23 protein-coding genes are annotated in these 20,797 nt (G+C 39.5%); 13 read left to right on the top strand and 10 right to left on the bottom strand.

The window, feature by feature from the left end; translation table 11 throughout:
* Positions 1-25: 25 nt before the first annotated feature.
* The 3 genes from ATK78_RS04750 to ATK78_RS04740 form a co-directional block, all read right to left on the bottom strand.
* A complete protein-coding gene (locus ATK78_RS04750) occupies positions 26-943 on the bottom strand; it encodes a helix-turn-helix domain-containing protein (RefSeq protein WP_133574891.1) in 918 nt (305 codons plus the stop codon).
* Between the two features lie 31 nt (positions 944-974).
* The gene (locus ATK78_RS04745; RefSeq protein ID WP_133574890.1) at positions 975-1,724 is read right to left on the bottom strand and encodes an SDR family oxidoreductase; all 750 of its coding nucleotides are present in this window, start codon (positions 1,722-1,724) and stop codon (positions 975-977) included.
* A 145-nt stretch (positions 1,725-1,869) separates the two neighbouring features.
* Positions 1,870-2,226: a DUF4180 domain-containing protein gene (locus ATK78_RS04740; protein ID WP_133574889.1), complete on the bottom strand. Its 357-nt coding sequence runs from the start codon at positions 2,224-2,226 to the stop codon at positions 1,870-1,872.
* Between the two features lie 192 nt (positions 2,227-2,418).
* Here ATK78_RS04740 and ATK78_RS04735 point away from each other — a divergent pair, with 192 nt between their 5' ends.
* From ATK78_RS04735 to ATK78_RS04720, 4 genes are all read left to right on the top strand, one after another.
* Positions 2,419-2,880: a DUF6265 family protein gene (locus tag ATK78_RS04735; RefSeq protein ID WP_133574888.1), complete on the top strand. Its 462-nt coding sequence runs from the start codon at positions 2,419-2,421 to the stop codon at positions 2,878-2,880.
* A 116-nt stretch (positions 2,881-2,996) separates the two neighbouring features.
* Positions 2,997-3,257 carry a hypothetical protein gene (locus ATK78_RS04730; RefSeq protein ID WP_133574887.1) on the top strand — a complete coding sequence of 87 codons (261 nt, stop codon included), beginning with the start codon at positions 2,997-2,999 and terminating at the stop codon, positions 3,255-3,257.
* A gap of 49 nt (positions 3,258-3,306) precedes the next feature.
* Entirely contained in the window at positions 3,307-3,609 is a 303-nt protein-coding gene (locus tag ATK78_RS04725; RefSeq protein ID WP_133574886.1) for a YtxH domain-containing protein, read from the top strand.
* Between the two features lie 214 nt (positions 3,610-3,823).
* A complete protein-coding gene (locus tag ATK78_RS04720; RefSeq protein WP_133574885.1) occupies positions 3,824-4,963 on the top strand; it encodes an SGNH/GDSL hydrolase family protein in 1,140 nt (379 codons plus the stop codon).
* 101 nt (positions 4,964-5,064) lie between these two features.
* On the opposite strand, the gene ATK78_RS04715 is transcribed toward ATK78_RS04720, so the two are convergent.
* Both ATK78_RS04715 and ATK78_RS04710 read right to left on the bottom strand, forming a co-directional pair.
* A complete protein-coding gene (locus ATK78_RS04715) occupies positions 5,065-5,790 on the bottom strand; it encodes a LytR/AlgR family response regulator transcription factor (protein ID WP_133574884.1) in 726 nt (241 codons plus the stop codon).
* Positions 5,787-6,827: a sensor histidine kinase gene (locus tag ATK78_RS04710; protein ID WP_133574883.1), complete on the bottom strand. Its 1,041-nt coding sequence runs from the start codon at positions 6,825-6,827 to the stop codon at positions 5,787-5,789. Before ATK78_RS04710 ends, ATK78_RS04715 begins: the two co-directional genes overlap by 4 nt.
* Before the next feature lie 139 nt (positions 6,828-6,966).
* Between ATK78_RS04710 and ATK78_RS04705 the strand changes: the two genes are divergently transcribed.
* The 5 genes from ATK78_RS04705 to ATK78_RS04685 all read left to right on the top strand — a co-directional run bounded on the left by ATK78_RS04705 (position 6,967) and on the right by ATK78_RS04685 (position 11,748).
* On the top strand, positions 6,967-9,207 hold the full coding sequence (locus ATK78_RS04705) for an outer membrane beta-barrel family protein (protein WP_133574882.1): 2,241 nt from the start codon (positions 6,967-6,969) through the stop codon (positions 9,205-9,207).
* 59 nt (positions 9,208-9,266) lie between these two features.
* Positions 9,267-9,758, top strand: coding sequence for a peptide-methionine (S)-S-oxide reductase MsrA (gene msrA, locus ATK78_RS04700; protein WP_133574881.1), 492 nt, complete (start codon positions 9,267-9,269; stop codon positions 9,756-9,758).
* Positions 9,759-9,931: 173 nt separating this feature from the next.
* The gene (locus tag ATK78_RS04695; protein WP_133574880.1) at positions 9,932-10,117 is read left to right on the top strand and encodes a hypothetical protein; all 186 of its coding nucleotides are present in this window, start codon (positions 9,932-9,934) and stop codon (positions 10,115-10,117) included.
* Entirely contained in the window at positions 10,114-11,181 is a 1,068-nt protein-coding gene (locus ATK78_RS04690; protein ID WP_133574879.1) for a sensor histidine kinase, read from the top strand. The genes ATK78_RS04695 and ATK78_RS04690 overlap by 4 nt, the downstream gene beginning before the upstream one ends.
* Positions 11,182-11,301: 120 nt before the next feature.
* Positions 11,302-11,748 (top strand): protein-disulfide reductase DsbD N-terminal domain-containing protein, encoded by a 447-nt coding sequence (locus tag ATK78_RS04685; RefSeq protein ID WP_133574878.1) that lies wholly within the window; start codon positions 11,302-11,304, stop codon positions 11,746-11,748.
* Between the two features lie 54 nt (positions 11,749-11,802).
* On the opposite strand, the gene ATK78_RS04680 is transcribed toward ATK78_RS04685, so the two are convergent.
* Positions 11,803-12,378 (bottom strand): DUF4256 domain-containing protein, encoded by a 576-nt coding sequence (locus tag ATK78_RS04680; protein ID WP_133574877.1) that lies wholly within the window; start codon positions 12,376-12,378, stop codon positions 11,803-11,805.
* A 125-nt stretch (positions 12,379-12,503) separates the two neighbouring features.
* On the opposite strand from ATK78_RS04680, the gene ATK78_RS04675 reads away from it, so the two are divergent.
* The 3 genes from ATK78_RS04675 (at position 12,504) to ATK78_RS04665 (ending at position 15,367) form a co-directional block, all read left to right on the top strand.
* The gene (locus ATK78_RS04675) at positions 12,504-13,316 is read left to right on the top strand and encodes a hypothetical protein (RefSeq protein WP_133574876.1); all 813 of its coding nucleotides are present in this window, start codon (positions 12,504-12,506) and stop codon (positions 13,314-13,316) included.
* A gap of 78 nt (positions 13,317-13,394) precedes the next feature.
* Complete coding sequence (locus ATK78_RS04670) at positions 13,395-14,114, top strand: DUF3667 domain-containing protein (protein WP_133574875.1); 720 nt, start codon at positions 13,395-13,397, stop codon at positions 14,112-14,114.
* 125 nt (positions 14,115-14,239) lie between these two features.
* Entirely contained in the window at positions 14,240-15,367 is a 1,128-nt protein-coding gene (locus ATK78_RS04665; protein WP_133574874.1) for an adenylate/guanylate cyclase domain-containing protein, read from the top strand.
* Here ATK78_RS04665 and ATK78_RS04660 read toward each other — a convergent pair.
* The 3 genes from ATK78_RS04660 to ATK78_RS04650 all read right to left on the bottom strand — a co-directional run bounded on the left by ATK78_RS04660 (position 15,364) and on the right by ATK78_RS04650 (position 18,483).
* Complete coding sequence (locus ATK78_RS04660) at positions 15,364-16,494, bottom strand: DEAD/DEAH box helicase (protein WP_133574873.1); 1,131 nt, start codon at positions 16,492-16,494, stop codon at positions 15,364-15,366. The two genes, ATK78_RS04665 and ATK78_RS04660, sit on opposite strands and share 4 nt — an antisense overlap.
* A 297-nt stretch (positions 16,495-16,791) precedes the next feature.
* On the bottom strand, positions 16,792-17,529 hold the full coding sequence (locus ATK78_RS04655) for an SDR family oxidoreductase (protein ID WP_133574872.1): 738 nt from the start codon (positions 17,527-17,529) through the stop codon (positions 16,792-16,794).
* Between the two features lie 66 nt (positions 17,530-17,595).
* Positions 17,596-18,483, bottom strand: coding sequence for an AraC family transcriptional regulator (locus ATK78_RS04650; protein WP_133574871.1), 888 nt, complete (start codon positions 18,481-18,483; stop codon positions 17,596-17,598).
* 229 nt (positions 18,484-18,712) lie between these two features.
* Between ATK78_RS04650 and ATK78_RS04645 the strand changes: the two genes are divergently transcribed.
* Entirely contained in the window at positions 18,713-18,961 is a 249-nt protein-coding gene (locus ATK78_RS04645; RefSeq protein ID WP_133574870.1) for an FUSC family protein, read from the top strand.
* A gap of 24 nt (positions 18,962-18,985) precedes the next feature.
* Here the strand turns inward: ATK78_RS04645 and ATK78_RS04640 are convergent, their stop codons facing one another.
* Complete coding sequence (locus ATK78_RS04640) at positions 18,986-20,722, bottom strand: S41 family peptidase (protein WP_133574869.1); 1,737 nt, start codon at positions 20,720-20,722, stop codon at positions 18,986-18,988.
* Positions 20,723-20,797: the final 75 nt, after the last annotated feature.

Below are 20,797 nucleotides of genomic sequence, written 5' to 3'. Positions count from 1 at the left end.
ATTGGTTTTGAAATTGCTAAAGGAATTAATTAAAGGATTTTCGGAAGGCATTGGGTGACAGGCTGGTACTTCGTTTGAATAATTTATTGAATGATTGCGGATGCTCAAAGCCGAGTTGATAGGCAATTTGAGCTATGCTCAGCGGACTGGTACTCAGGATGGCCTTAGCTTTTTCGATCAGTTTGTTGTGAATGTGCTGCTGGGTACCCTGGCCTGTGAGCGACTTGAGCAGGTCGGTTAAATACCGCGCCGAAACCTGCAGATGGTCTGATACTTCCTGTACTGTCGGCAGTCCGTTTAAACTGGATGTCCCGGAATCAAATCGTTCAGCAAGGTAAACATTCATTTTGTCAATCAGATCATGATATACTGCTTTACGGGTAATGAACTGCCGGTTATAAAAGCGGTTGCTGTGATTTAGCAATAGCTCAATCTGTGATACCAGCACATCCTGGCTAAAGGCATCGATGTTATTATCCAGCTCGTTGGCTATACTTTCAAACAATCCCGAGATTACCCGTTTTTCCTTGTCGGAAAGAAATAGCGCTTCTGTAACTGCATAGGAAAAGAAGCCATATTGATGGATGTTCTTACCCAGCTGATGATTCCGGATCAGGTCTGCGTGGAAATAAAGCGTATAACCTTCATAGCCGCTTTCTTCACCAGACATGGTTACCAATTGATTTGGCGCCAGAAAGGCCAGACCACCTTCTTCAAAGTCATAATAGCCCTGCCCATATTTTACCTGACCTTTAAAATCTTTTTTAAACGAGATCTTATAGAAGTCGATCAGGAAGCTTTTACCCGCATATTCCCGGCTGATCCGGGAGCGGTCATAGTTGACCAGCGCAACCAGCGGATGCTGCGGCTTAGACAAGGCCAAACTTTGCATCAGTTCAGAAATGCTTTTAAATACCAGGGTTTGATGGGGAACCGTTTTCATGTTTAGCTCTAAGATAACAATTTACCCGGATCTAATCCTGTACCGATGGACGGATCACAATATCGCCTATATCGACATTTTCCGGCTGACTGATTGCGTAAACCACAGCTCCTGCAATATCATTGGCTGATATGGCAATCTGAGCTGCCCTTTCCTTCATAGATGCCCTGATCGCAGGATCTTTGATGGTGTCTATCAGTTCTGTTTGTACAAAACCCGGAGAAATCCCGGTTACCCTATACTGACCTCCTGATTCCTGTCTTAAGGCCTCAGAGATGGTGCGTACGGCATTCTTTGTGCCTGCATAAATGCCTTGCAGGGGTACGATCTTAATGCCTGAAGTGGAGATCATATTAATGATATGTCCTGATCCCTGTTTTTTGAAAACGGGTAACGCAGCTGCAATGCCATATAAGGTTCCTTTCAGATTTATATCAATCATCTGTTCCCAGTCTTCAACCTGCACCTCATCAATGCGGGACAACAGGCTAATGCCTGCGTTATTGATCATTACATCAAGCCGTCCGTATTGATTACACGCTAATTGAACAAGCCTAATCAGATCTTCCCGTTTCTTAACATCTGTTTGAATGCATACTGCCTCTCCACCAGCTTCTTCTATACGGCTTTTAAGTACTTCTAAGCGATCTAAACGCCGTGCACCAAGCACAACCCTGGCGCCCTGTGCCGCAAGCATTAGAGCGGCTGCTTCTCCAATTCCGCTGCTTGCACCTGTAATGGCCACTACCTTTCCTTTTATTGGGTTTGTTCCTGTATTCATTTTAATGATTTTGATTGATCAAAGTTCATCAATCAAGACCATCAAAAGGTAGCCTAAACCGTCAAAGTTGTAGTCGTTTATACCGCTTTTATACCAGATCCCTAAATATGACCTGGTACTACTTACAGGTTAAATGGATTATATGCTATTTAAATTTTTCAAGTGCCTGTTCCAGCGATCCTGAAAAGTTAACCTGTCTGCCTTTATTACTTTCAAAAATGAAGTCTTTAATGCTTTGGCCAGGATGTTTGCTGAAATCGCCAAGGATAACCAACCTAACTTTAAAGTTTACAAACTTCTGGAGGATCTCTCCTGCAATACCTGATTTTAAATCAAAAAATGCTGGTGTTATATTTTTCTCATGAATAATGATCTTACCAAAATCCTGGTAATACAGATCTACAAGGATTTGCAGACCATCTTCTGAATTGGTAATTAGAATACGGTCTGATTCGACTTCTGCTATTTTACCACCAGGAGATTCATGTTGTACAATATTCATTTCTTATTTATCCCGGTTCCACATTAGTTCTCCAATCTGCTTCCAGTAACCGGTAACCGCCGCAAATAATATTTCTAATAAAACTTCCATAGTTATAAGATGATATGCTAAATATATAAAGATATACTGTGAATGCCATGTATCCAAATTGTTTTGTGATTTGTATCTTTAATTCAAATTAATCTATGGATCATGAAAACAATAGGTATGCTATTTGCATGGATGACCTTTCATTTCGCATTGCAAAGCAATGGGATTAAAGAATTGGTTTTTTTTACAGGAACCTGGAAAGTAGAGAACAAAGAAAGTTATGAAACATGGCGTATAAATGATGATGGCTCATTAGAGGGCTTTTCTTACAAAATCAAAGCTGGTGAGAAACAGGTCACTGAATCTTTGACCATAAAAGAGCATAAGGATCACATTTTATATACTGCAAAAGTACCGAATCAGAATAATGGCCAGCCTGTTGATTTTAAATGGAATAAAGCTGTAAAGGATAAATTTTCATTCGAAAATGAAGCACATGATTTCCCGAAGAAGGTTCAATATACAAAGTTGAATGATACGACACTCTTTGTGTCTGTACTTGGAGATCATGATAAAGGTTTCTCTTATAAGTTGTTCAAACAAAAGCCTGTTAAATCAAAATAGCCAGCGTTATAAAGGAATCAAATGGCCGTGTTTGTGCTGGCAATACTTGATTTATATAAATTCTGAAAACCTAACAGAAGGAGTGTTGTTAATTAATTGCTAATTAATCAACCATCATGAAAAAAATCAATCAACCAAAATCAAAACTGGTGCCGCTTATGCTGACCGCCTTTATGGTATTTGGCGTAATGGCAGCATGTTCTTCTCCGGAAGAACGTGCCACGACTCAAATTGACACCAATACCACAGCTTCGGCTGATACGTCTGGAACAGATACGATAACCAATACCGGCAGTTTGTCTGGAAGTAATGGAACGGGTACTGATACCACAGATACAAGACGTCAGGAAGCTACCCGTCAGGAAAGCAATCAATAAAACACAAACAATTAAGCCTTATGTGCTGTTCTGTTTAAAACCTACTATTATGAGAAACGATAAATTAATAGAATCTCTTTTTGCATCATCAAGCAGCAGAACGCCTGCAGTGATTGCTTTATTGGCCGGTCTTGCTGTGGGTGCAGTTGTCGGCGTTCTGTTTGCGCCAGAAAGTGGCGAGTCTGCCAGAAAAAAAATTAAAGATGCAGCCAATGGTTTACTGGGAAATTCTGTAGAAGAACCAGAAGAAACTGAACCCGAGCATCAGGATACTGTTAGCTATAAAAAGCCGAAATCTGATATTAAGTCATTGATCCATGATGCACATGTTGCTGCGGCTCATGCTGAATAAAAATAGATGTGATTGAGGTTTATGGGATTATTAAACCTTTTAAAAGACAAGATCATTTAATCATAGGCCCCGTAAGGGGCCTTTTGTTTTAGATCTGATTTTGAAGTCAAATGTTTTTGCAAGCGTACTTTTCAACCATTTCATGGTATTTTTTTGTCGAAAAGCCTTTAATATCTTTTGTTTCAATATTATTGTGTTACATAAACGGTAAATTATGAAGCGCAGAATATTTTTCCTATTGACCATCATGGTTTGCTCGATTCAAATTAGCTGCGTCCATGCAAACGAGAATTATACAGATACACTGTCTGCATCTAAATTGAAGCCATATGGCAGGTATTTGTTCAATGCACAAAATAATTTGGAACTGATCAGTTCTGCTTCACACTTTGGGTTTAAATTTAAGGGCAGCCAATGTGCATTATATGTATCCGTTAAAAATGAAAATGATCACAACTATATTCAGTATGAGTTGGATGGTGTGTATCAGAAACGGATCCGGATCAATGGCCATCCGAACGAACCAATCATTATAAACATTGCTGGCAACGTTGAGAACGTTGAGAGCGTTGAGAACGTTGAGAAAGTTGAACATACCATACGAATCTATAAAGCTACAGAAGCACATACTGGTGCAGTGGTAATCTCTAAAGTGGCTGCTGATCACGTCAAATCAATATCGGTTTCTAAAACACCCTTGATTGAATTTATTGGTAACAGCATTACCTGTGGTGCAGCATCGGATCCATCAGATGTTCCCTGCGGTACTGGTGATTACCATGACCAGCACAATGCCTACATGGCGTATGGACCAAGGGTAGCCAGAGATTTGGGAATGAATTATATATTGAGCAGCGTAAGCGGTATTGGCATTTACAGGACATGGAATATGGATGGACCTTCTATGCCGCAGGTTTATGAAAATATAGATTTTCAATTGAACAATGCCCATAAATGGGATTTTAAAACTTACAGTCCGGAAATAGTAAGCATCGCCTTAGGAACCAATGACCTGAGCAATGGTGATGGGAAAACACCTAGAAAGCCTTTTGATGAGAAGATATTTGTAAATAATTATGTCAATTTTGTTAAGCTGGTTAAATCTAAATATCCAAAAGCTCAAATCGCGTTATTAAGCAGCCCGATGGTTAAAGGTGCTTCTGGTAGCACACTTGAAAATTGTCTTAAATCGGTCAAAACTCAGATCGATTCTTTATATCCATCAGCCAAACCTGTAAAAACATTTTTCTTTCCGCCAATGGAAGCAAATGGTTGTTCTGGACATCCCAGCGTAGAAGACCATTTGATGCTTGCCAATCAGCTTAAGCCATTTTACCAGGGCTTATTGAAGTAATTTAATCAGTTTATTTGGACAAATTATTACCTGTTATTTTTATTCGTAGATTATTTTACTGGTTCAAACATTCTTTGAGTCATTTAATAATTATGACTGCCTTATGAACGTAAGCCCAATTGCTGTTTTACTTTCTCTTTGTATGATTCACCTATGGGAAGATATTCTTTGTTGATGATAATACGGCCTTTTTCAATGAAGTCTATCTGTTCCATATTAATAATATATGATTTATGAATACGGATGAAGCTGCCTGATGGAAGGATTTCTTCCATGTTCTTCATCCTTTCAAGAGACAGGATTTTGCCGGATGTGGTGTGTAACGTGATATAGTCGCCCAGTCCTTCAATATACCGGATGGATGCAAGGGAAACTTTTTGTATGCGGTATTCTGTCTTTACAAAAATATACTGTGCAGGCAGCGTCTTACCTGGTTCTGCTAAAGCTTTTTCGCTGTTTATGCGTGTCCGTGCTTTACTGACCGAGATTAGGAAACGTTCCAGGGTGATCGGTTTTAACAGGTAATCAATTATATCATGCTCGTATCCCTCTACGGCGTATGTGGTGTAAGCGGTAGTAAGAATTACTTTTGTGCCTGTATTCTTGATAATATTAATCAGTTCCATTCCACTTAGTTCCGGCATCTGTACGTCCATAAAAACCAGGTCGACTTTGTTTTCATTGATGTAACCAAGTGCCTCAAGTGCCGACGTAGTTTTAAGCATCAATTCAAGTCCGCTGGTTTTCTGCACATAATCTGCCAGAAGCTTTACTGCAGGAAATTCATCATCAACGATGACACAAGACATTAAACCAGCTGATTTCATAAATGTTTTTTTTGTATAGGGGATGAGTACTTACCAAGTTTTAATTCCACTTTAAATTTACCGGGTTGCTGCTCAATATTTAAATTGTGGTTCTGCGGATAGAGCAGGTTAAGTCGTTTTCGAACGTTTTCAATACCGATTCCCCCCGTTTGGTCTTTTCGTTTTGTACCCACATCATTTATGCAGCAAAGCAATATTTCATGATTGGGAGTGGTGCTGATGCTAATATCCAGCCAGGTGCGCTCGAAATCGATATCGCCATGCTTAAATGCATTTTCTATAAATGGAATGAGTAATAATGGAGGCAAGTTTATTTGATGTGCATCGCCAGACCAGGTAAAATTAAGCTTACCCGGTTTTTCAAAACGCAGCTGCTCCAATGCGATGTATTTCTCGATGTAATGGACTTCCTTTTCCAGGGTAATGGTTTCACTGGTGTCGTACAGCATATACCTTAGCAATTCAGACAAGCCGGATATGGCGGATAATGATTGGTCGGAATTGTGATAAACCATCGAATATATGTTGTTGAGGTTGTTAAATAAAAAATGAGGGTTAATTTGTGACCGGAGAAAGGAAAGTTCTGAATCCCGGTTTTGAAGAGCTAGTTCACGCTGCTGCAGTTCTTTAAACTGGGTATAACGTACAAAGTAAAATACCATGGCAAAAATGGTATAGAAACCATTATAGAGAACATTCTCTCTGAAAAATCCGGATAGCCGGATGTGTTGCGGTGTGAACCATTGCGCAGCTATATAACTCACGATAAAGCAGATGATAAATACAGAAACAAGCCCAATAGCCAGGATAACATATTTTCTGGTGGGGTAGTAGCGGTGTAACATTAAATACGCACTAAAGGTAAATAGAAAGGACATCAGCAGGTCTGCAGCCAGGCTTAGCAGCCGCTCGTCATATCCCCGTTCATCAACCAGGCTGAATTTGCCGGTATAGAGATCGGGCAGGTATCGTCCTAAATGGATCATGGCATAAAACAATACGAAAACTACGATCAATATCCCCGTCTTCTTTTTCATCGTTCAAAACTAAGCTATTTATTAAAAACAAACCTTCGGTTTTTTGGCGTTTGTCGAGGTGATTTCCACGTTCAACGATTACACACTCAGCGGGATATCACGAAAACTACTTTAGCAGGAGATAATCAGAATTAAAACCATGAAAAAATTAGACTTTACCTCCTTCGCCTTCTTGTTCCTGCTCAACTTTGCGGGACTCGCTGCTGTTAATGCCCAAGATAAGAAATTGATTGATACCTTAAAAAAAGACACATTAAGTGATGGAAAACTGTTAAAGGAAGTCAGCATTAATGTTAGGAAGAAAATGATTGAGCGGAAGATAGACCGTACAGTGATTCATGTTGCCGGTTTTGCTACAGCAGCTGGTACTGATGCTATGGATCTTCTTGGCCGGCTACCGGGACTGCGGGTAACCGATGACGGAAATGTCAATTTAATGGGGAAGGGGGCTACAATATTTGTGGATGGTAAGCCGACATATTTGTCTGGAGCAGACCTCGCTGCCTATTTGAAGTCGCTGCCAACAGATTTACTGGATAAGATAGAGTTAATGCCCAATCCACCTGCTAAGTATGATGCTGCGGGCAGCGGGGGAATCATCAACATCATCACCAAAAAGAATAAGCAGCCTGGATACAATGTATCTGTTTCTGGCAATGCGGGAAGCGGGGTATACCGTAAGGTGAATGGCTCTTTGAACATGAATTACCGGGTAGGTAAGTTAAACCTGTTTGTGAATGCAGGTGCTGGCAGTCCCAAAGATTTCGAAAACTCATCCGCTATCCGGCGCTTTCTGAATCCAGATGGATCGGCAGCAGCGATATTAAACCAGGAAAGCGAAATAGCTTATACCCGTAACAACGGAAATGCCAAGCTGGGCGCAGATTATTATTTGAATAAAAAGACAACTGTGGGGATCATACTGAATGCTGCAAGAAATTCTGTGGTTGAAAGGGGCGACAACCGTAACCTGATGCTCAACAGTTTGTACCTGCCTGACTCGTCCATTTTCTCGGCCAATGATGCAAATAATAAACTGAGGAACAACCTGCTGAATTTAAATATGGTTCATCAGTTTGATTCGCTGGGAACCGAGATAAGTATAGATTTGGATTATGGCAAGTACCATACACAAATTGACCAGATCTTTAGTAACCATACCTATTCTCCGCAGGATGTTCTTTTAAGTAACGAAAGAATCCGGGGTGCGCTTCCGCGAAATATCAAGATCTACTCGGCTAAGACAGATTTTACGCTGCCATTAAAAAATGACATCACGATAAGTACCGGAATAAAAATGAGTAAGGTAAGCACAGATAATATGGCCAATTATTTTACAGGTGAGGGGGATGCAGAACGGCCCGATTATAACCGTACCAACAGTTTCCTGTACGATGAAACGATTGGTGCAGCCTATTTGGAAGGCTTTAAAGCGTTTGGGAGGTTTGGTGTAAAAGCTGGTTTAAGAGCCGAGCAGACCCATGCTGACGGCCATCAGTATGGGAATGCAATGGTGGCAGATTCTTCCTTTAGCAGGAGTTACCTGAACGCTTTCCCTACCTTATTTATTTCGTTTAAGCCTGACGCTAAAAATATAAACCAGTTCTTCTTTAACTATGGCAGAAGAATAGGGAGACCGGGATATGATAAGCTAAATCCATTCCTGTCGCTGGTTCAGCGATATAACCAGGTGGCTGGAAATCCATTTTTAAAACCTGATTTTACCCATACTTTTGAGTTTACGCATGTGTTTAAAGAGCAGCTAAATACGGTGCTTTACTATTCAGACTTATCAAATATCAGCAGCCAGGTGATCCGGCCAATGGCAGATATCTATGTAAAGCGACCTGAAAATACGGGTGATCTTCAGATTATGGGTGCAATGATCACTTATAATAGAGACCTCTTTAAATGGTGGAATGCTGATTTTTCTGTAAATCCAGAACGGATACATATGAATGTTCTTTTGGATGGGAAACGCGTAGATACTGCTTATTTTGCACATTCTTTTAACTGGTTTAACCGGTTCAATATTAGCAAAAGCTGTACTGCGGAAATGGTGATGAACTGGGGCGGCAGGTCATTTTCAGGACAGAATACAACCAGGGGCATTGCTGCATTCCGTGCGGGTATTAAACAGCAATTGTTTAATGGAAACGGTTCAATTGGTTTAAGCGGAAGCGATTTGTTCTACACTGCAATTACCCGGGGAAAGATCGTAAATGTTGCAGGATCGGATGCCAGTTATGAGAACCGTAAAGACAGCAGGTCGGTAATGCTTTCGTTTAGCTACCGGATCAGCAGGAATGCGAAAGAGAATAAAAGACTCAGGGACAGGAACGGGGCCAGGGATGAGCAAGACAGGGTTTTGACCAATTAAAGTTACTTGTCTTTTACACATCATCATCGTACCTTTGTTTAATTAAAAAAAGGAAAGATATGAGTACTGAAAAAGCCATTCTCGCTGGCGGTTGTTTTTGGGGGGTTGAAGAACTTTTCCGCCATTATCCTGGTGTGATATCAACAGTAGTAGGATATACTGGTGGTGACGTTCCCAATGCAACTTACCGCAATCATGGCACACATGCTGAAGCCATTGAAATAATATTTGATCCGGAGAAATTATCATATCGTACACTTCTCGAGTATTTTTTCCAGATCCATGATCCGACAACCCGTAACAGACAGGGAAATGATATTGGCACTTCTTACCGTTCTGCCATCTTTTTTATGGATGAAATACAACGCGAAACTGCAAATACGTTAATTGCAGAGATGGAAGCTTCTGGCGTTTGGCCTGGAAAGATTGTAACGGAAGTTGTTCCGGTGACTGATTTTTGGAATGCTGAGCAGGAACACCAGGACTATCTGCAAAAGAATCCATACGGATATACTTGCCATTTTGAAAGACCAGACTGGAAATTGAGTTAATTGTTTGTGCCAGAAGGTGACAATTGATGTTCTGATTTTGCTTAAATACGATTGATGATATAAGTTTTTTAACTAAAACATTATCAAACGGGTTGATGTTAATTAGAGACATCGATAGGATGATATTTCGATTATTTATATTTAAAAGCAACGATTATTTAAAAGCAACGATTATGAACAACTTTTTCAGAGGAATTATAGCGGCCTGGGGTGCTAAGAAATTGGGTGGTGGTTGCTTGTCAACCATCCTCATATTTATTCTGATCTATACGCTGCTTGGTAAGTGCAATAATGGTACTGTTAAGGCAGCTGAGCAGACTGACCATCATAAACGTCCGCTTGTTGGTGTTTCTAAATGATATTACTAGCGACTCCCTCGTTCCCATTTGGGCCAAATATTCACGTTGTTTATCAGGTTAATCCTGGAAAACTTGTATTTCTTCATCCTGATTTTGATTGGATCGTTTCGGAGGCAGATCAGGAGAATTTAAGCAATGCATTGATTGCACTGATCTCTCCTGAAGACTTGTTAATACTGAGTGATGCATACAGTCGTGCAATACATGGAGAATTTTCCGGTAGTATTAAAGTGAAACTGAATACAGGTTCACCAGAGCGCTGGCTTCAGGTCAGCCCATTTCTCGCTGGGGAACAATCCAATCCTTTTCTGCTGTGCAGTTTATGCGATATTACGGATGAGACCCTAAATACTGAGGTCATTGCGAGATATACCAACAAGAAGAATTCTATTCTTCATATGCTGGCTCACGACCTTCGGGGTCCGTTAAATGTGGCAAAGTCTGTAATCAATGTTGTTGACAAGGAGATTGCGGAAAAGGAAACCGGTGTAACAGATTTGCGTAAGAAAACCCAATATATTGAAGAAGTGCTTCAGCAGGCAATCGATCTGATCAGTGACCTGGTAACCCGTGAGCTTTTAGAAACCACAGAAGTAGTTTTGGTGAAAAAACGAATAGACATTGTATACAAACTTCGCGAATACCTGGAAGAATCCATAAGATCAGAAGATCTTGCTGAGAAAAGCTTTACACTTACGAGTTCAGTGCCAGAAATATTCATCGAAGTAGATGAGGCAAAATTTATGCAGATCGTAAATAACCTGATCTCTAACGCATTGAAATTTACTGGTCCGCAAGGAAAAATCAGGATAGAGGTCACAGAAGTCGAGAATCAGGTTAGCTTTAGCTTTTCGGACGATGGTATTGGTATTCCCAAGCATCAGCTTGGGGAGATCTTTGAGAAGTTTACGACTGCCCGCAGGCCAGGTCTAAATGGCGAGCCTACATTGGGTCTTGGTCTTTCTATTGTTAAAACCATTGTTGGCTGGCATGATGGTAAGATCTGGTGTGAAAGTAAAGAGGGGCTGGGCAGTACTTTCCGTTTTGTGCTTCCTAAAGGTTAATTGCCTCTTATATCCTATTGTTATTTGATGTTTACTTTATAAGATATGTCAAATTCTGTTTTTTGTATACATTTTAATAGGAAAATATATAGATTTAAGCCTTAAATCTAATTAATTACGATGAAAAAGCTTTTGATTTTTATTGCCTTCTGCTTACTTAGCGAATTGGCAGGTGCGCAAATTTTGAAACCGGTTAAATGGAGTTACGCCGCAAAGCGGATAAATTCAAAAGAGGCAGTCGTTCTTATAAAAGCTACAATTGAAAATGGATGGCATATCTATTCACAGAATATTGCAGCTAACGGTCCGACAAGAACAGTTTTCTCTTTTAACCCTTCTAAGGATTTCACATTAGTTGGTAAGACGCTGGAGCCTAAAGCTGTGACGCATTTCGATAAGATGTTCGATATGAACATCGGATATTTTGAGAAAGAGGTTGTTTTTCAACAGAAGATTAATATTAAGTCTAAGGGGAAAATAACGATTAAAGGGAAATTGGAATATGGTACTTGTGATGATCACCAGTGCTTACCGCCTGAGGAAATTGTTTTTAACGTTTCCGTATAAAATAGGTTTAATAGGCTCTGAAGGATATTAGTCTGCATTCATAAATTACTACTTCTATATCCTAAGCGATCCACGGAATGCCCGGGCACCATAGTACGACTGTGCGCCGTTATGATATATGAATACGCTAGCATATCTGAAATCACCAAAGATGGCACCACCAAGTTCCCTGATTTCAGCAGGTGTTTTTAACCAACTCGACGTTTTGGTATCAAATTGTCCAAGTTTCTGCAACTCCCGGTATTCTTCTTCAGATAGCAATTCAATGCCCATGCTGGCAGCCATATCGATGGCATTGTCTTTCGGTTTATGTTCTTTTCTGGATTCAAGTCCTTCGTAATCGTAACAAATACTTCTACGGCCATTGGGACTTTCTGCTGAGCAATCATAAAAGATGTACCCGCCTGTCTTTTGATCAAGACCAACAACATCTGGTTCGCCCCCGGTTCTTTCCATTTCATGGAGTGACCACAGTTTTTCAGCATTAGTTTCCAGCTTTGCCTGTATTTTTGCCCATTCAAGTCCTTTATGGCGGTTCATATTTTTCTCAAAGCGTGTCTTTAATGCATTGATTAGCTCTTCATGTTGTTCTGGCAACAGCTTCTTTTTATCGTCATTAAGGTTTTTCATAGATACCAAGATACAATTATCCATTGAAATCAAAAAGCTTACGCCATTTATGAAAAAATCTTATTTAAAACATAGCTATTAGCTCAGAAAATGAGTAGATTTCAGGAAAAAATACATTTAATCGTATGAAATTTAAAGCGCTCTTTATTATTGCTTCCTGCACGATTTCTCTGGCAAAAGCTCAGAATATAGATAAGGTGACAGCAACCATAGTAGCTGAGGGAAAGTTATTGTATCAATCTGAAATGGCTTCATGGTATGGCACAGATGTTTTGCAAGCGAGGTTTAAGCAAAAAGGAGCTGAATCAGGCGGCTATTTTTCTTATTCTGAAGGAGCACAAAATAAATGTGTTTTTTTTGGTAAAACGAATAATCCAGATCCGGTTATTACTTTTACATTTAACCAAAATTTTGATATCAATACCGTAATTGTTGATACTACAGCACGACAATTTACAAAAACAGAACTTGAATTATTCAAAATTCGCCGAACGGCATTGAAAGCTATCAATACAGATACGCTATTTAAGAAGTATAACAATACCAGCCTTAATCTTATCCCGCTGATTGACAAAGAATCTAAGAAAGTGTTTGTTTTGACTGGTCCCAACGTAACTGGAACTATCATTTTTGGTAATGACTACTTGCTTACTTTTGATCAATCCAACCAACTGATCAACACCAAACGATTGCATAAAAACATTATTCCTATTAACTATACTAAAGAGCTTTCGGAAACCACCCATAGCCATTTGCCTGAAACGGGCGACTTTATCACGTCTACTGATGTCTGCACATTAATGCTTTATAGTAAATTTGCAAATTGGGGAAAGCATATTGTTATTTCCGAAAACTTTGTTAATATCTGGGATTGTCAAAAGCAATTGCTTGCAATTCTGACCATGGATGCATTCAAAAAGACTGCTGATAAACACTAAAAAGGCGGGAATGACAAGTAAAGTATATGGTAACCTTCCATTATCTGCTATTAATAACTGAAAAACTATAGAGAACACATGAGTAATTGTAAGCACTGTAATCATGAACTAACCGGAAGTTATTGTTCCAATTGCGGACTTCCCATCAAGATAAAAAGAATAGATAGTCATTATATTATCCATGAGATTGAACATGTTTTACATTTTGAAAAAGGAATCTTATTTACCATAAGGGAGTTATTGGTCAGACCTGGGCAAAACATAAGAGAATTTATAACGGACAATAGAAACAGACTTGTAAAGCCAATCATATTTGTAATTTTATCTTCGTTAATCTATACTTTAACCATTCATTACTTTCACATTGAAGATGGTTACGTTAATTCCGATGATACCAAGGGTTCATCGGTATCCCTAATTTTTAATTGGATTCAAAGCCATTACGGGTATGCAAATATTATGATGGGTATATTTATCGCGTTTTGGCTGAAACTGTTTTTTAGAAAATATAACTACAATTTTTTTGAGATGCTGATCCTGTTATGTTTTGTAATGGGAATGGGTATGTTGATCTTTGCTGCCTTTGCCCTTTTGGAAGGGTTAACGAAACTAAACATAATGAAAGGTGCCGGAGTTGCCGGCGTGGGTTATTGTACCTGGGCAATTGGCCATTTTTTTGAAAAGATGAAAGTGGCCAGCTATTTAAAAGCGTTTGCTTCTTATATGTTAGGAATGATCTCATTCTTTACTTTGGCATTTCTTTTAGGACTTTTAATTGATGTTTTAATTAAACACTAATTAAATATCGATGCAAGATCAATCATTTTATGGTGGTTTAGTAAGGAGACCGATTCATTCAGTTTAGATAATGAAAGAATCCAAGGGCTGATGCTTGTTTGAATAATGTATCTTTATCTTTTGAAATGGCTAAAGGTTTCAATTATACAAAACAGGCGAGGCGGTTCTCTGCAAAGTATCCGATGCTGAGTTTTACGACGATTCAGATAAATTTCTGGGTTTGGGCAAATATTATCTTTGTCCTGATCGTATATTTCAGTATGTTGGCTATCGCCCAATATCTGACGATCCTGTTGAAGTTTGAGATTTGGGAAATATTGACCATATCCATTATACTTGGCGCGATCTATGGTTTTTTTCAGGGTACCGCAGATTACTATGTGGAGAACAAATTGATAGAAAAGGGTAACCTTGGCCGTTACCTGGTTTTTAAATTGACCTTTTCTACGCTATTCAGTTTCCTTTTCTTTGGCGTATACTACGTTATATTAACAAACACATGGATTCCTTTGTCAGGTCTGAATAAGAAGCTGGTTTTAGATCAGGGTACATTAAAATATTTCTTCATTGTCTATCTGATCTATTATTTTATCATGAATGTTCTGCTGATATTCATTAACCAGGTTAATAAAAAATACGGCCCTGGAGTTCTGCTACCATTGTTACTTGGTAAATATTCAACTCCTGTTGAGGAAGAACGGATCTTTTTATTTATGGACCTGAAGTCGTCTACGTCGCTGGCAGAATCGATGGGCCATGTAAAATACAGCAATTTTATCAGAGATGCATTTCTGGATATCAACCATATGCTTGGCCCTTATTATGCAGAAGTTTATCAATATGTAGGGGATGAGATTGTGATCAGCTGGCCAATGGAGCATAGTATTGCTGACCATGCTGCTATCGAATTCTTTTTTGCCTGTGAAAACAAGTTCCAAACGCGTACCGATCACTACATCAGTAAATATGGTTCAGTACCATCCTTCAAAGCGGGACTGCATTCCGGATTAGTTACCGCTGTAGAGATAGGAAATATTAAGCGGGAAATTGCCTATCATGGCGACATACTGAATACCGCTGCAAGAATCCAGTCTCTGTGTAACCATTACGGAAAAAAGCTGCTGGCATCGGCGTATTTCGTAAACGGACTATCTCAAACAAGTAGTTTTCAAATTGAGCATTTGGGGATGGTTAACCTCAAGGGCAAATCTCAGGATACGGAGATCGTTGGTATAGATCTTATTTCTAATTAAACAATACCTGCTCCGTCAATTAGTTTCACTTGTTTTCCCATCTTTTTTTGGATCACCTCAAAATGATGTAATTCATCATTGCTAACCAGCGAAATCGCTTCTCCAGCGGATTCTGCACGGCCAGTTCTGCCGATGCGGTGAATATAATCTTTAGGTGATCGTGGTAATTCATAATTAATTACAAAAGGAAGAAAGTTAATGTCTATTCCCCTTGCCATAAGATCTGTAGCCACCAATACCCTTAATTTCCCGGATTTAAAATGCGTTAAAGATTCTGTTCTGGATCCCTGGCTTTTTTTACTGTGAATAGCTCTTGCTTCAATGTTATTTTTACGGAGTTTATTCACAATGGCATCTACCAGCTGAACAGATGATGCAAATACCAATACCTGCTTCATATCATGATGGTTGATCAGGTAACGCAGAAAGGGGCCTTTCTTTTCTGGTGAAACGATATAAGCCACCTGGTTGATCAGGTCTAGTGAAACTTCTTCCTCTGCAATTTTGATTACCACGGGCTCATGCAGCAGGATTTGATGAATGTGCTCAAGGTCGTTACTCAATGTGGCAGATAACAATATGTTTTGACGCTGTTTAGGTAAAAGTGCAAGAATTTTATTCACTTCTTCTTTAAATCCTAAATTCAGCATCTTGTCTGCCTCATCCAATACCAATGTTTGAATGCTTGCTAAGGATACTGAATTTGAATCGACCAATTCCAATAATCTTCCAGGTGTAGCAACCAAAACATGTACGCCTTGCAAGGCCATCATTTGCGGGTTGATGGATACTCCGCCATATACGGCCAGTGTTTTAACAGGCTGGGTCAGCGCTTTGCTAAAGGTTTTAAATACCTCTTTTACCTGTTCTGCCAGTTCACGGGTAGGGGTTAGGACCAATACATTGACATGTCGGTTTTTAACGCCGATTGACTGCTGCAAATTCATGAGTACAGGCAAAACATAGGCGGCAGTTTTTCCTGAGCCTGTTTTAGCGATGCCCAATACATCTTGTTTATTTAAAATAGCAGGGATGGCAGCTTCCTGAATTGGTGTAGGCAAGGTGAAATTCTGATCTGTCAGTGCTTTTAATAAAGCAGGTGATAAACCAAGTGAACTGAAAGGCATAAGCAGTATTTAATAATGCCGCAAGATACCCATTATATTTCTTTCTTTATGCCGGAAATTAATCCGGCACTAGTCTTACTACTCCCGTACCTTATTGATATAAATCTATGATCTCTATTTACTATCGGTTACTGTTGATTAAATGATAGGGGAATAGGTCATCCAACTTCTTCCGCCTATCTGTAATTAATCATCGTACAATTAAGACGGTCAACTATATGTAAGGTACCTGTTAAAAGTAAAATATTTTAAAGTCATACCATTGGCGAGCGTTTCAGCTGCCAATGGTTTCTTATTTTACCATGGACTGATGCCGGTTTCTGGAGAATTGTCATCGCTGAAAAATTGGCCTGTCAAACCTTCCGGGCCTAATACTGCTGCTTTTACTACTCTTGCTGCGGCATCTTCTATGCTTCCGGGGCCGGTATGATGATTGAAGTCGGTGGCTGTATAGCCGGGATCAACTGAATTTACTTTAAAAGTGGTGTCACGCAAGTCGTAGGCTAGGGAAATGGTATAGGCGTTAAGTGCTGCCTTAGAGGCCATGTAAGCCGAGGCTTTATACGGATAATATTTCCATGTGGGGTCATTATGCAGGGTAAGTGAGCCCAATCCCGAAGTAACATTGACGATTCTGGGTGCTGGTGCTAATTTGAGCAGATCAATAAATGCCTGGGTTACGGATATGACACCGAAATAATTGGTTTCAAATACCTGTTTAAAAATGCCTGGATCTGTCTCAAGCGGTGTTTGGGGCATACCCCCGGAAATACCTGCGTTGTTGATCAATACATCTAATGTTTTTGTTTTCTTGCCTACAGTTGTTCTTGCCTCTTTAATAGATTCCTTGTCGTCTACATCGATTGCCAGGGCTTCTACTGCTGTTAGGCCCAATGCATGCAGCTGCTGCACTGCCTGCTCACCCTTTTTGAGGTCTCTGGAACCCAGGTAAACATAGTATCCCTGTTGTATTAATTGTATTGCAGTTTCGAAGCCGATGCTTTTGTTTGCTCCCGTTATAAGTGCTGTTTTCATGATTATAAATTTTATTCTGCAAATCTACTATCCGCGCACCGGTTGGTTATAACACATCGAATGGTATTAATGGTACATTTTACGGGTATTGATCCTGTACTCATTTGGAGTGGCTCCGGTTTCTCTTTTAAAGAAGCGGTTAAAGTATGAGGCATCGGAAAATCCAAGCTCAAAGGCAATTTCTTTTAAAGAATTGCCGGTATGGAAAAGCAAGCGTTTGGCCTCCAATATCAAACGCTCGTGAATGTGCTTGATCGCTGGCTTTCCGCTTTGTGTTTTTACTGTTTCGCTCAAATGGCCAGCTGAAATGTTAAGTAATGAGGCATAATCGGCAACTTCATGCAACTCATGGAAGCACTCGTTTATCCTGGTGTGAAAGGTTTTGATCAGCTGCTTTTCAAATGAAGGAACACTGTTTTTATGCTGCGCCTGGTAGATGCGACTGATATAAGTAAAAAGCAAAGTAAGATAGGCTGTTAGCATCCGTTGCTGCCATTCACTCCGAACCTGGTATTCTGCGTTGATCCTGGTCAACATATCTTCAACAAACCCGACATCCGATTCACTAAGCGGCAGTTCAAGGGGATGCTCAGAATCCTGGATGAGCGCGAGCTGATTTAAGGAAGCGTTTTCCTGGAGTGATAAAAATTCCCGGGTAAAGGCAATCCCAGTACTCCATAGTTCATCTGTTCCTTCTTTCACGATGATCTGATTTGGTCGCAAAAGATAGGCGGTATTATCTTTCAGTTCATAGGGGATCATGTCAATCCAGTGCCTTGTTCCGCCCCGTCTCATAAATACGAAAAGGTAGTGGTCTTTTCGGTGCGGTAGCAGCAGATCTGACTCGGTGGGCATGGTGCCCTCAAAATGATATACCCTGAAATTTTTATTTCCGCTTTCATCTGGTTCCAGTGAATAAATGGGCAGTTGCTGATCGGGGATAGGGAGTTGCATTGACCAAAGCTACGGAATTTGTGTTAATTCTAATCCAGGGAATTTTTTGAATAAACTTTTAGCAAAAGACATCCAAAAACATATAACGAAAAAGCTTAAACAGGTATAAATAAGCTATGATACCGCTTTTTTAAAAATTTTGAAATTATATTGGGTTACGTATATTTGAGCGTTGGCTGCTACTATAACAGACCAAATCAACATAATCGTATAACATTAAATAGGACCAATGGAACAAAAAGAACTATCAGAATTAACAGATCAGGAACTGTTGGACGAGGCAAAAAAAATAAAATCGACCTCAATAATTAATGCGGTATTGATTGGAATGTTGATTGGGATTGTAATTTACAGCATTGCAAAAAACAGTTTAGGTTTTTTTGGGCTAATTCCTTTGTTTTTTGCCTACAAATTATTTAATAATTCAAAAGATAATAAAGAATTAGAAAAACTGTTAAAAGAACGAAATCTGAAATAAATCATTAATGGCGATTACTGCTTATTAATTTACCAGTGATATTGCCTTCTCCAGAATCTCGTCGCGGTCTTCTTTAATTCCCTGAATTGTGGGCTTAACTTTCACATTCGGCACAATCCCTATCCTTTGAGTCTCCTTACCATTAGGGTAATAAACGCCTATTTGTGTAAATCCAACGCTTTGGCCACCCGGAAAAGAGACGGGCAAACCTACTGAGCCATCTGCACCAGCTGTCTGACTTCCAACTATAATGGTGTTTGGCCCTGCGCGTAATGCCATTGCCGTCAGTTCACCCAAACTCCAGGTTTCTTCATTCACCAGCACAATTACCCTGCCTTTATAAGGACTAGGATTAACTGCGCCAATTCTCACATGCGCCATGTAGTCGTCAGGCAAATAAGTAAACAAACCTGGTGCTTCAATATTTACTGCAGTGTATCGGGCAACCTCTGCGGGTTCATTAAATAAAAATTTACCAATATCCCAGCCAAAGCTGGTTGGCTTTGGATAAGTTCTTAAATCCAGTATCATGGCTTTGGTATTTATCGCAATTGGCATCACGGATTTCAATCTTGTTCCGATCCTGCTGGCATGGATGTATGCAATATCCGGATTGATCATCCTAAAGCCCGTATCTGCAGGTAATGGTTTTCCGTAATACATTCGGTTAAGGTGATGGCATTTAAGCTCAATGGTATCTATCTTTTTATCGCGCATAAAAGTTACCCGTAGCAATGTATCCTTAGTTCTGAGTAATAAGGCCGACAGCTTTTTCAATTCCATGGTTCTGTTTGACGCTGTAATGTACTGCGATTTTTCTTTTATCAGTTTCGCTACCGGAACACCATTGATCTGCTGAATAACATCTCCTTTTTTCAAAGATCTGGGAATTGTTCCCTCATCTTTGCTATAGCTTACCACAGGGAGCTCAGCTACAAAATCAATAACAACATTTGGTGAATAAATACCAAAATAACTCCTTAACGGAAATTCGAGAGTAGATATGTCAGAATGTGAATCCTTCGTTTCCGCCACCAGTGCGGCTATTATAAGTTTGTATTCCAACTCATTTTTTGCTGAAATCAATTTCGTGATGTATTCATTTAAAATTCCGGACCAGGGCTTATCCGTCAGGTTTTTGTAGGGTGAAAAGTATTCGTAGATGTTCCAGAATTTGAACAATGCCAGCAGACGATAGCCTGCATCCGGGTATTTTAAACTGCTGTAATCGGCTTCGTTCTTAAAAATGGCTATTGGCGTTTCTGCATCATATAGTTTTACATAGTAATTTTCTTCCCGGCGTTCTGCTTGCTGGATGGTATTTAACAGGCTGATAATTTCGGGACTGAGTTTATTGGACTTAAACCAGGAAAAATTTGGTTTGTATTTAATATTGCCTTTAGCAACCGGAACCTTTTCGCTAGTTTTAAATGTGCCTAAAGCCGATATCCAGTTAAAAAGTACTTTATTTCTCTCCTGATCTGTTTTAGCAGCTAATATTTTAGGTGTTACCCTGAAAAGTTCGAAATCCCAGTTATAATTTCCTTTTCCAACGGCGGGATGATAATACTTTAAAAATCCCCATATCTTACCTAATACAGTTAGATTGTTTGTTTGCAATGGCGTAAGACTGGCAACCTCGATTTTTGAACCGGTAATGAATTCCAGGTCTTTATTTTTATTAACCGTATCTACAGTTTGTGCTGCTAATTTTAAGGAAGTTGTAAGTAAGAACAGGAGTAGGAGCTTTGATTTTATCATAAAGCGAATTTACGGGTTTGATCAATCCAATTGTGTTAACTTATGTTAAACCAAGACTTAATGAAGTTTTTCTTC

Origin of the sequence: Pedobacter metabolipauper, from assembly GCF_004362715.1 — a bacterium.
GTDB classification, from domain to species: Bacteria; Bacteroidota; Bacteroidia; order Sphingobacteriales; family Sphingobacteriaceae; genus Pedobacter; species Pedobacter metabolipauper.
The sequence above is the reverse complement of the archived record's forward strand: the minus strand, read 5'-3'. Positions and strand labels throughout refer to the sequence as shown.